Source organism: Acidobacteriota bacterium (assembly GCA_016195325.1).
GTDB lineage: Bacteria > Acidobacteriota > Polarisedimenticolia > JACPZX01 > JACPZX01 > JACPZX01.
In genome coordinates this window covers 1-12252 of the sequence record JACPZX010000063.1, presented here as the reverse complement: position 1 = coordinate 12252, position 12252 = coordinate 1, and the positions used below count along the sequence as shown (strand labels likewise).

Sequence of the window (12252 nt, the reverse complement as noted above, 5' to 3'; positions counted from 1 at the left end):
GATCTGTCAAGCGGTTACGCCTCGAGAGGGCTGGTTGCGGGGCCGGCCACCTACTCAGGCTGGGCGAATATATGGACCTGTCCCGACACGTTCAACCGTGTTCAGTGGCGGAGCAAAGAGGCTTGCCGGCGGGCCTCCGCGGCGCGAGGGCTCGCCGGGAACGCTTCGGTGACCGTGTCGAAGTCCTCGAGGGCTCCGTGGCGATCGCCGAGGCCGAGACGGGCGGACGCTCTTTCGAGGAACGCTTCGGGGAGGAGGGGCGAGAACGGAAAATCGGAGATGAGGCGGGTGAGCACGTCGATCGCCTCCCGGGGTTTGCCGGAACTGATGTAGCTCCGCGCGGCGCGGAGCAGGCCATCCGCCCCCGAGGCCGCCGGCGCGGCGCTCTCCGGCCGCCGGACATCCTCATCCGAGATAGGCGTCGACGGCCCCGCGAATCCCTCGGGTGCGATCGCCGCCGGCACGACTCCCCCGTCCGCGCCGGCACGGTTGTCGGTGGCCCCGGTGCTCCGCGCCGGCGGCGCCGCTCCGGAGGAGGCCTCGAGGGCCTCCTGCGCCCGGACGCGCGCCTCGGCGAGGCTGCGGCGAAGCTCGAAGTTCTCGCGCTGAACCCTCTCCTTCTCGGCGACGGCGGCCCTGTAGTTCGCGGTGGAGACGCAGGCCGCGGACGGAACGAGAATCAGGAGCACGGAGGCCCGGAGGAGCCACGGGAAGGGGTGAGAATGGCGATCGCGCATCGCGCCCGCGAGGTTAGGAAGCCACCGGCGTCTTGTCAACCGCGGGAGTACATCGAGAGCGAGGTGCCGCCGTACTTCAGGGTGCGGCCCAGGAGCAGTCCGGCCTCCCGTTCCGGAAGCGGTCGCGTCGAGTCGTGCTCCGCGACGAGGAGGCCGCTCTCCGCGAGGATCTCATCCGACGCGCAGGCATGGAGCGCAGCCAGGATTTCCCCCGCAGCGTACGGTGGGTCCAGGTAAATGATGTCGAAAGACCGCCCCGATCTCGCAAGCTCGCGCACCGCGAGGTCGAAGGTGAGAGCCATCGAGGTCGCCCGGTCGCTCAGCCCGAGCGCCGCGAGATTCTCCCGAAGCGTCCTCGACGCCACCGCGCCGTTCTCCACGAAGACGCACGTCGACGCGCCCCGGCTGAGCGCCTCGATGCCGATCGCCCCTGTCCCCGCGTACGCGTCGAGGAATCCGGCGCCGCGGATCCGGGAGGCCAGCACGTTGAATATCGCCTCGCGAACCCGATCGGATGTCGGCCTCGTCGAAATCCCCGGCGGGGCCTTGATCTTCCTCCCACGCAAGTCGCCGCCGATGATCCTCACGTCGATCGCCGGCGGCGAGCCCGCATGGACGCCGCGCGGCGCGGTTTGTTAGAATCCATGCCCTTCCCGTCCATCCACATTCGGCTGCGGCCACGGAGCATTCCAACAGACTCCCTTCCGGAAAGCGGACCCCAAGATGATACGCCGTGACTCCGTCAAGAAGATAAGTGTGCCGCTCGCCAAGAGCGCATGGCGCCCCTCTCCCCTGATCGGCCAGATCGTCCTCGTCTCGTCGAGGAGCCTGCGCGGGGAGGTGCACGTCGCCGCCAAGAGCTGGATTTCGATGGTCGCCTCCGAGCCTCCCACCCTCTCCCTCGCGTGCCGCATCTCCCATCGGACCGCGATCAACATCCTCGAGACGCGCGAATTCGTCGTCAACGTGCCCGGGGACGAGATCTCGCCGAAGGTCTGGCTCGCGGCGGAGAGCCTCGTCTCGTCCTCCGAGGGAGAGCCGGCGGTCTGGACCCTGAGGCCCGCCACCCGCGTCGCGCCGCCCCTCGTGGAAGAGTGCAGGGCCCACTTCGAGTGCGTTCTCGATTCCTCCAAACGGTTCAACGACGAAGAGCTTGTCCTCTACGGGAGGATTCTCGAGGTGAGCGTGGACGAGCGCCTGCTGCAGGGACCCGCCGAAGAGCGCTACGCCGCGCTCCGGCCCCTGGTCTACCTCGAGGAGGGGGTGTACGGCATTCTGGAGGGCGCCCGGCGGGTGGAAAGCCGTGACGAACAAGCCTGATATGGCCGGCACCGCTGTGCTAGATTTCGCGCGCCCTCGACACCCCGTGGATCCCCGGTCACCGACCTGACGCCGCTCGCCGCGTGTCCATTCTTCCGACGCCGACAACTCACCCAACCATGAACAACACCCTTCCGACCCGAGTCCGTCGCGCCGGCGCATGGGCGCTGCTGGTCGCGGCGCTGGCCACCGCGCCGATCGCCGCCGGCACCTTCTACGTCGACCTGGGCAACACCAGCGGGAACGAGGACGGGTCGCAGGCGCACCCCTACCGAACCGTCCAGGCGGGGATCAACGGCGCCAGCACGCGCAACATCCTCCTCGCGTCGCTCAATCTCGACCCCAACGTCTTTCTCGATCTCCGGGTCGACACCGTGCGGGTCCTGCCGGGAAAGTACATCGGAACGATCGTCCTCCTCTCGGGCCTGAAGCTGATCGGAGGCGATCCCAACGCCGCGACGCCCGATCCCAACATCACGATTCTCGATGGGGGCGGGCGCGGCCCGGTCGTGCAGATCCTGCCCGCCTCGACCGAGACGAAGCTGCAGGGGTTCACGATCCAGGGCGGGTTCGGCTTCCTCGGCGGCGGAGTGTTCGTCCAGGGTGGAGCGCCGACGATCACGGGCAACATCATCCGCGGCAACCAGGTTCTCGGCACGGCCACGAGCGCCTCGCACGGCGGCGGGATGTCGATCGCCGCCGACGCCATCGTCGAAGGCAACCTCATCGAGGACAACGTCGCCATCGCGGGCATGGGGGGCGGCGTGAGCCTGACGTCGGGGTCGCCATCCATCACCCGGAACACGATTCGCGGAAATCGCGCGCTGGCGTCGACCGGGGCCTACTTCGGGTACGGCGGCGGGATCGCCGTGGACCGCACGGTCGCGGTCCCGTCGATCTCGAACAACGTCATCCTCGGAAACCGCGCCGACGCGGGGGGCGGCGGCATAGATGTCTACCGCTCGATCCCGATCATCGCGCACAACGTCATCGCCGGAAATTCCGCCGTCGGGGCCAGGGTCCTCCCGGGAAGCGGGGGGGGCATCAACGTCGTGGGAGAGAAGGGGAAGGAGACGAGCTTCCACCCCTCGATCGTCAACAATGTGGTCACCGGGAATCGCGGGGTCACGGCGGGGGGCATCAACTCGTTTCGAGCCCGCCCCGTCTTCGCGGGAAACGATTTCTTCGACAACCACCCGGGAGACGGCGGGCTCCCGCGCTCACCCATCGGCCTCGATCGCAACGTCGGCATCGACCCGGCGTTCGACCCCGCCGGCTTCGTCCCCTCCCCGGATGATCCGCCGGGGCTGGGATCGGCGTTCGTCCCCTCGGCGACGTCGCCCCTCATCGATGCCGGATCGGACGGAGTTCTCCAGGTGGAGCCGGGCCCGGACGGGGATCCGGGCAGCGATCCCTCCGTGCCGAACGATCCAGCCCAGGACAATCTGTATCGGCGGCTGGTCCGCCTGCCGCTGTTCGACGTGCAGAACTCGCTCCGGCCGTTCAATTCGAGCGGCGCGGGGGTCGGCTTCGACATCGGCGCCTTCGAGCGCGTCCCCAACCCCGGAGATCCGAACGACCCCGACGGGGACGGCGTGCCCGGCGATCCCAACGTGCGCATCCCCATCAACCCCTGCCTGGGGGGCGTGATCACGGGCTCGTGCACCGACAACTGCCCGCTCGCCTTCAACCCCGGGCAGGAGGACGCCGACGGCGACGGGATCGGCGACGCGTGCGACAACTGCCGGTTCGTCAGGAACGGGTGCGACCCGAAGGTGCCGGCCACGTTCTTCCGCTGCGCGACCGACCCCAACGGGCCGAGTGCCTTCGAGCTCCTGCACGGCGGCCAGCTCGATCTCGACGGCGATCGCGTCGGAGATCTGTGCGACAAGGACCGGGACGACGACGGCGTTCTCGAGGACGCCGACGGGGATCCCAACAGGTATCAACCCTGTGTCGGGGGACAGCGGACGGGATGCGACGACAACTGCCCCGACACCACCAATGCCACGCAGCACGACGCGGACAGCGACGGCGTCGGCGACGCGTGCGACAACTGCCCGAGGCGGCGCAACGGCTACTGCGATCCGAACGACGAAGCGACCTTCAGCCTCTGCGACGCCAATCATGACCGCCAGCTGGAACCCGACGAGATCCTGAACCGCGGCCAGGCCGACACGGAGGCCGATCCCAACGGGCGGACAGAGGATCCGAACGGCGTCAGCTTCCGCGATGGGATCGGCGACGCCTGCGATAACTGCCCCACGGTGCCGAACGGCACGTGCGGGCTCACGGCGCTCCCCTACGCGTGCGACGTGAATCTGGACGGGACCACGACATCGGCGGAGTCCGCGCTCGGCAACCAGCGGGATCAGGACGGCGATCACGTGGGCGACGCGTGCGACCCGGACCGCGACAACGACCTCGTCCCCCAGGATCTCGCCGATCCCAACGCCCCGGGGTCGCTGCTCCCGACGTGCGCCGGCGGCGCGACGACCGGCTGCAACGACAATTGCCGGACGAAGCGAAACCCGACGCAGGCCGACGCCGACTCCGACGGGATCGGGGACCTCTGCGACAACTGCCCCACGGTCTACAACCCCTCCCAGAGCAATTTCGACCGCGACAAGGAAGGGGACGCCTGCGACCTCGACGACGACAACGACGGCGTCAACGAGGGGATCCCCGATCCGAGCGACCCCAACAACCTCCTTCCGCCGTGCGCCCCCGACCCGAACGGCAATTTCTCGAACTGCAACGACAACTGCCCGTTCCTGTTCGACAAGAGGCAGTCCGACATCGACCACGACGGCACGGGGGACAGCTGCGACCCGGACCTTGACGGGGACGGCATCGATCAGTTCTTCCCGGCCGACCCGAACACGGTCTTCGCCGCGATCGATCCGAACGTGGGGTTCACCGACCCCAACAATCTGATCCCGATCTTCCGCTGCATCGGCGGCGCGCTGGCCGGCTGCTCCGACAACTGTCCCCGCCTGCCGAACGGCGCCTGCGATCCCAACGACGTCCTCTCCCTGCCGCGATGTGACGTCAACTTCGACGGCGTGACCGATCCCAACGAGCTCGCGCTGGGAAACCAGGCGGACGGGGACGGCGACGGCGTGGGGGACGCGTGCGACAACTGTCCGAACAAGCCCAATTCGGACCAGGCGGACGCGAACGGAGACGGCATCGGCGACGCGTGCGATGTGGACATCGACCGCGATTGCGTCCTGACGCACTACGACCCGAACGTCCCCGCCCCCGGCTACTGCACCGGCGGCATCACCGTGCTCGCCGACGACAACTGCGCTTCGACGTACAACCCGAACCAGGAGGACGCGGATTTCGACCTCGTGGGAGACGCCTGCGACAACTGCTCGATGGCGCCGAACGGCGCGTGCGATCCGAATCAGCCGGCGACGCTCCCGCTCTGCGACGTCGACATGAACGGCGTGACCGGTCCCGCCGAGATCGCGATCTCCGGCCAGCTCGACACCGACCACGACGGGCTCGGGGACGCGTGCGAGCCGTCGCTGAAATGCATCGCGATCCCGCGAATCGGCATCGCCGACTCCGACGCCGACCGCATCGACGACGACGGGGACATGGACGGCACGCCGGGAGACAACCCCTGCCGGGCCGGGGACGTGAGCCGGTGCGACGACAACTGTCCGTGCACGCCCAACTCCGCACAGCTCGACGCCGACGGGGATGGGGTCGGAGACGATTGCGACGCCGACGCGGACGGAGACTGCGTGCTGACCGTCTACGATCCGAACGAGCCCGCTCCCGCCAATTGTCCCGGCGGGGTGGCGATTCCGGCCAGCGACAACTGCCCGGGCGTGTACAACCCGACCCAGGCCGACGCCGACGGCGACGGCGTGGGGGACGCGTGCGACAGCTGCCCCAATCCCCCGTATGCGGGGGCGTTGCAGTCCGACTCCGACGAGGACGGCATCGGCGATGCCTGCGACAACTGCCCGTCCGTCTACAACCCGCAGCAGACCGATGCGAACCAGAACGGCACGGGCGACGCCTGCGAGGGCGTCGGCCTCGAGCTCACCCTCACGCCTCGGGGCGGCTCGAAGGGCGCGGTGACGCCGGGCGGATTCGTCGGCTTCGACGTCCGGCTCCGCAATCGGACGCAGGCGGGAGCCCGCGCGGACGTCAGCGTCACACTTCGGGATCCGTCCGGGCGCATCGTCCAGCGCCGGAAGCCGTTCGTCCTCGAAGGATTCGCGGGCGTGACCTCGACGTCGCCGTCCAGCATGAACATCCCGCACGACGGGAAGCGCGGCACATGGCTGATCGTGGCGGACGCGCAGGTGCGGGACTCCCAGGTCACCCTGTCCGCGGCCCTGGCCGTCACCGTCAAGTAGAAGCTGCCATCCCTTCCCCCCTGACGCGCTTGACAGGACGGCTGTCCGCGTCCTAGTATGCGTACAGTATACGCAAAGGTGGGATGTGACCACGACCTCGACTCTCGAGATCATCGACGCCCGGTCGCTCACGCGGCGATTCCAGCCGCTGAACGACCCCGACCACTACAGCCTCGACGCGTGCGAGGCGTACGCGGGGACGATCCGTCGCATCCGGGAGCTGAAGGCGACCCGGCGGGCCGTCGTCCTCGCGCACAATTACCAGCGTCCGGAGATCTTCGAGGTCGCGGACTTCGTGGGGGACTCCCTCGAGCTCGCGCAGCGGGCGGCGTCCGCCCGCGCCGACGTCATCGTCTTCTGCGGCGTCGCGTTCATGGCCGAGACCGCCAAGATACTCAACCCCACGCGCACCGTCCTTCTCCCAGATCGCAACGCCGGGTGCACGCTCGCGGAGAGCGTCACGGCCGAGGCGCTCGCGGCCCGCAAGGCCGATCTCCTGGCCATCTACCCGGATCTGGCCGTCGTCACCTACGTGAACACGACCGCCGCGGTGAAGGCGGAATCGGACGTCTGCTGCACGTCGGCCAACGCCGTCCGCATCGTGGAGGCCATCCCGTCCCGGCACATCCTCTTCGTTCCCGATCAGAATCTCGCCGCCTACGTCCAGCGGCAGACGTCGAAGACGATCCTGTCGTGGGACGGCGCCTGTTACGTCCACCACCAGATCACGCCGGAACAGATCTCCGCCATCCGGGAGCGCGCGCCGGGGATCGAGATCCTCGCCCACCCGGAGTGCCGCACCGACGTGCTGGCGATGGCCGACGCGGTCCTGAGCACCAGCGGCATGGCGCGCCACGCGCGCGAGTCGAAGGCCACGCAGTTCCTCGTCGTCACCGAGTGCGGGCTCTCCGATCGCCTGCTCATGGAGGTGCCCGACAAGCAGTTCCTGAAGGCGTGCAAGCTGTGCGCGTTCATGAAGATGATCACCCTCGACGGCACGCTCGAGTCCCTCGAGACGATGACCCACGAGATCGACCTCGACGAGGGCGTGCGGCTCGGCGCGGAGAGGGCGCTCCGCCGCATGTTCGAGCTCGGCGCCTGATCGCGCGGGAGCGGTCAGGACCTTGAGGCCGAAGCATTCCCACCGCCGACCCCGTCCCGCCCGCCCCCTCCCGGAGGAGACCCCGCAGGTCCATCCCTGGGTCGCCGTCGACGTCGTCGTTCTCACGATCGAGGGGCGGGAGCTGCGCGCCCTCCTGGTGAAGGTCAAGACCGGCCCGGCCGCGGGCCAGTGGGCGTTTCCGGGAGGCCTCGTCGCGCTCGGCGAATCCGTCGAGGAGGCGGCGCGGCGCGAGCTCGAGGAGAAGGCCGGCGTCACCGACATCTTCCTGGAGCAGCTCTACACCTTCGGCGACGTCGATCGAAATCCGATCCACCGGGTCGTCTCCGTCGCGTACTTCGCCCTCGTCCCGCACGAGGCGACGCGGCTCCGGACCGGAGCCAAGTACGCGGGCATCGGCTGGTTCCCGATCGGGAAACTCCCTCCTCTCGCCTACGATCACCGGCTCGTGGCGGAGACGGCCAAGGAGCGCCTGCGCTCGAAGCTCGCGTACACCAACATCGCGTGGAGCCTGCTTCCCGAGTCGTTCACGCTCGCGGAGCTGCAGGAGGTGTACGAGGTGATCCTCGACAGGCCGATCGACCGGAGAAACTTTCGAAAGAAGGTGCTCTCGCTCGGCCTTCTCAAGCCCCTCGCCGGCAAGCGTCGGGGGCCTCACCGCCCCGCCCAGATCTACACCTTCAGAAGCCGCGCGCCGTTCATCAGCGACATTCTCTGAGCGCCCGCTCAATCCTCCTGTGGCGCGATCGACGTTCCGGTGGTATTTATGGGGTCCGGGGAGGCGACACTCCTCCTCCAGTCGCGGCCCACGCCGCGGCGTCTCGCGGGCCATGGCATCGGCGGCCAGGCCGTGCGGGTTCCGGGACGGGACTGGACCCGTCCTGATGTGCCCCGCGCCGGGAAAGGAGGTGGTCCAGTGTTAGATGGCCAGTGTACGGTGAGTGAGGTGGCGACGTCCTAGCGGACGGAGCTCCGAGCAGGCGTTCGGGGAGCCGCCGCACTCGCGACTTCCAGCGCCACCGACCCCGGGAGAGCGGACACCGTAGCCGCCGGGCAGCCATCGGGCCCAACTCCCGGGGTTTTCTCTTCTTTCTGCGAATTCCGGCTCTCGCACCGATGCGCGCCATCCCGGGCGCAGCGCGCGGTTGCGCGCGCCTTCTCTCGAGGTCACAATCCATGTCGATGAGCTCGACGAGATCGCGGCGCGGTCCCCTTCTCCACGTCATCGTCTGGCTCGTTCTCGCGATCGCGGCGCGACCCGCCGCGGCCGCCACCTATCGCATTCCCCAGGACGGCGATCTCGTCAGAAAAGCCGCGGTCGTCGTCCGCGGAGTCGTGGAGAAGGTCGAGAGCTCCATGGACCGCGAGGGAGCCATCCATACCGACGCGACGGTGACGGTCGCGCGCGTCCTCAAGGGCTCCCGCGTCGCGTCGACGATCGTCGTGCGCCAGCCGGGGGGACGAGTCGGGGATCGCGTGGATGTCGTCCCGGGCATCGGGTCGCTGGCCCCGCACGAGGAGGTGCTGCTCTTGCTCGATCGCCTGCCGGGCGGCGCGTACCGATTGACCGATTTCGCGCTGGGAAAGTTTCACGTCGGGCTCGCTCCCGACGGATCGAGATTCCTCCGTCGTGACGGCCTGGGTGAAGCCACGGTCCTGGGAGCCGCGATCGACCCCGACCGTGACGCCGTGGGGTTCGAGAGATTCGTCGGCGCGCTCGCCACCGGCCCGGCTTCCTCCACCACCTACGTTCTGGATGCCCGTCAGACCGATGCCGGCGCGCGCATCGATTTCTCCTTGTTCATCGATCCGAACAATCCGGCGGCGGCGCGGTGGAACCAGTTCGACACGGGCACGCCCGTCGTGTACAAGGACAACGCTACCGGAGACGCAGACCCGAACCACTGCCCCACCGGATGCCACGCCCAGGTCGCCGCGGGAGTCGAGGACTGGAACGGGGCTCCCGGCGCGCAGGTGATGCTCTCGTATGGCGGTACGGACAGCACCATCGGCTCCAAGTGCTTCAACCAGCTCGTCAACCAGATTCAATTCAACGATCCCTGCGGTGACATGTCGCCCCTCAATCTGAGTAATTGTACGGGAACGCTCGCCATCGGGGGCTACGCCGCCACAAGCCTCGGCGGCGCGAGCATCGTCTGCTCCACCGACCCGAACGGTCCCACGAGCATCCCTTTCCTGAAGATCACGAAAGGGGCGATCGTGATCAACAAGGGCACCGGCCACTGCCTCTCCTCCTGCGACTTGGAGGACGCGGTCGCGCACGAGACCGGGCACACCCTGGGCTCCGGCCACTCCACCGTCGGCCAAGCACTCATGTTCGCCTTCCTGAGCAGTGGCCGCTGCGGAAACCTGCAGCCCGACGACGTTGATTTCGCCGTCTGCGCCTACCCGCAGCAGAATCTCACCTGCAACGTTTCGGCGAGCCCGACGACGGGTCGGGCGCCGCTTCCGGTCGTGTTCAACTCGCACGCGGTCGGAGGCGTGGCGCCGTACACCTTCGCCTGGGATTTCGGGGACGGAGGCCAGGATACGGCGGCGCTCCCGAGCCACTCGTACCTGGCGCCGGGGATGTTCACCGCGGCGGTCACCGTGACAGACGCCAACTCGCAGACGTGCCTGGGATCGATCCCGATCGACGTCCAGCCGTGTCTGGCTCCCGTCGTCACGTCGGTGACGCCGGCGACGAAGGCCGCCATCCTCAAGGCGGTGGTCGTGGGCACGGGATTCCGGAATCACGCCGTCGTGCAGATCGACTCGGGCGGCGGCTTCGTGAGCGCGCCGCTGACGCGGTTCGTCACGAGGAAGAAGGTCGTGGGGAAGGACGTCGCCGCGATCTGGCCGGCGGGGATCCAGGTGATGGTGCGCGTGCTCAGCCCGACCGGCTGCCCGTCGAACGCCGTCGCCGTCACCCGCTGACGGCGCTAGCCCGCATTTCTCACCAGGTGGGCGATCATCGAGCGTGCCCTCCTGAGCGGGCGCTGTCGTGACCGTAACGAGGCGTTGGAGGCGGGCCCGGACCTTGGTTTGAGCTTTCTGGCGCCGGTGCGAGGGGTTGGGCAGCTTCCGGCGCGTTCGTCGGGCCTTACCCGGACAGTTTTCTCCCCGATGATCAGGAGGCTTCTTCTTTTGAGGTGCGCTTCGCCGTTCGTCGTCAGCAGCGAAGCGGCGGGGCGGCTCGCAGGTTCTTGTAGACCTGCGCGAACAAGGCCGCGTACGGTGAGCCGCTTGCCAGCGACACCCACACCTTCCGCACCGTCACCCGGACCTGCGCTCCGATCTTCAAGAGCTTGAGGCGGATCGTCTCGCACTGCGCCCTCGCCATGGTCGTCCCCGCGAGGCCCACCCTTCTGAGCGCCTGCATCAGCACGTAGGCCACCGAGGAGAACCACAGCCGAGTTTGGTTCGCCCTCATCGTCGCCGCGCTCGTCCGGTCTGCGAACAGGTACAGCTGCTGCTCCTTGATCCGGTTCTCCATCTCCCCCCGCGCGCAGTACTCGTCTTCGTACAGCGCGCGAGCGTCGACATCACTGGCACTCAGCGACGTCACGACGAACCTGGGGTTCGCCTTGCCCGACACGTGCTCGGCCTTCCCCACCACACGCCTCTCCCGGCTCCAGCTCTTCTTCGTCCGGTAGGTGAAGTCCTTGAACACCCGCGCAGCCTTTCCCGTCCTCTCGTGCTCCCTCTTCGCCTCTTCGAGCTCCCGGCCCAGCGCTCTCGTCAACCGGGCGTTCCTCGCCAGCCCCAGCACGTACCCCACTCCGTTCCCATCGCACCACGCCATGATCTCTTCTCTCGCGAACCCCGAGTCCGCCCGGATGACGATCTTCACCTCGGGCCAGCTCTGCCGGATCTGCCCCACGATCCGCTCGAGCTCTTCGACCGACCCCGCAGCACCGTCGATGTCCGCCTTCCTGAGCCTCGCGCACAGCAGGAACTCCCCGCAGAAGATGTACAGCGGCAGGTAGCAGTAGTTGCCGTAGAACCCGTGGAAGAACCGCCCCTCCTGCTTGCCGTGCAGCGGGTCGTCCGTCGCATCCAGGTCCAGCACGATCCTCTCCGGCGCCTGCGCATGAGCCTGGATGAACTGCCCCACGAAGAGCCGCTCCACCGCATCGCCGTCCACCACGACCTTCTTGTACCGCTCGGCAGGCCCGGCTTGCGCCTTCGTCAGCTCCAATCGGTTCAGCGTGCTCTTGCCGGCCAGCGCCTTGCCGCAGTCCCGCTCACGAACTCGCTTCTCACCGTTCGGGTCGCTCTTGCCGACGAGCGTCGCCAGCAGCGGATCGCCCCTCAGGTCGTCGTGGTCGTTGAGGTCCTCGTAGCCCAGGGCAAGGGCATACACGCGCTGACTGACCAGCTCCTTCACCGTGTGCTCGATAAGCGTCGGGTCGCGGTGATCGGTGAAGCACCCGGCGAACTGCTCGAGGATGCCCGTGAGAGACTCGACCTCACGAAGAAGCAGCCCCCCTCCGTCCGACGTGATCATCCCGCCGTCGAACCGGGCGACCACCTCACGGCGATTCAGGGGGTGAAACGGGAAGGAACTTTGCGTACACTCTGTCTGCATCGGGCTGTCTCCTCTGATCGGCACAACTCTTTGTCGCAAAAGCGTTATGCCTCAAAGGAACAGCCCTTTGCAATATCTACGGTGAGAAATCCGGGCTAGTCC

At 68.0% G+C, this 12252-nt stretch carries 8 protein-coding genes; 5 read left to right on the top strand and 3 right to left on the bottom strand.

The annotated features are described in order from the left end of the window. Positions 1-101 precede the first annotated feature (101 nt). Positions 102-737: a tetratricopeptide repeat protein gene (locus HY049_12070; GenBank protein ID MBI3449637.1), complete on the bottom strand. Its 636-nt coding sequence runs from the start codon at positions 735-737 to the stop codon at positions 102-104. A gap of 35 nt (positions 738-772) precedes the next feature. Next, positions 773-1324: a 16S rRNA (guanine(966)-N(2))-methyltransferase RsmD gene (gene rsmD, locus HY049_12065; GenBank protein MBI3449636.1), complete on the bottom strand. Its 552-nt coding sequence runs from the start codon at positions 1322-1324 to the stop codon at positions 773-775. A gap of 169 nt (positions 1325-1493) precedes the next feature. Between rsmD and HY049_12060 the strand changes: the two genes are divergently transcribed. The 5 genes from HY049_12060 (at position 1494) to HY049_12040 (ending at position 10496) form a co-directional block, all read left to right on the top strand. Next, a complete protein-coding gene (locus HY049_12060; protein ID MBI3449635.1) occupies positions 1494-2057 on the top strand; it encodes a flavin reductase in 564 nt (187 codons plus the stop codon). A gap of 119 nt (positions 2058-2176) precedes the next feature. Next, a complete protein-coding gene (locus HY049_12055) occupies positions 2177-6439 on the top strand; it encodes a thrombospondin type 3 repeat-containing protein (GenBank protein MBI3449634.1) in 4263 nt (1420 codons plus the stop codon). A gap of 148 nt (positions 6440-6587) precedes the next feature. Further along, positions 6588-7541, top strand: coding sequence for a quinolinate synthase NadA (nadA, locus tag HY049_12050; GenBank protein MBI3449633.1), 954 nt, complete (start codon positions 6588-6590; stop codon positions 7539-7541). Between the two features lie 22 nt (positions 7542-7563). Further along, complete coding sequence (locus HY049_12045) at positions 7564-8277, top strand: NUDIX hydrolase (protein ID MBI3449632.1); 714 nt, start codon at positions 7564-7566, stop codon at positions 8275-8277. A gap of 464 nt (positions 8278-8741) precedes the next feature. Beyond that, entirely contained in the window at positions 8742-10496 is a 1755-nt protein-coding gene (locus tag HY049_12040; protein ID MBI3449631.1) for a PKD domain-containing protein, read from the top strand. A gap of 235 nt (positions 10497-10731) precedes the next feature. Here the strand turns inward: HY049_12040 and HY049_12035 are convergent, their stop codons facing one another. Then, complete coding sequence (locus HY049_12035) at positions 10732-12150, bottom strand: IS1380 family transposase (GenBank protein MBI3449630.1); 1419 nt, start codon at positions 12148-12150, stop codon at positions 10732-10734. Between the last annotated feature and the right edge of the window lie 102 nt (positions 12151-12252).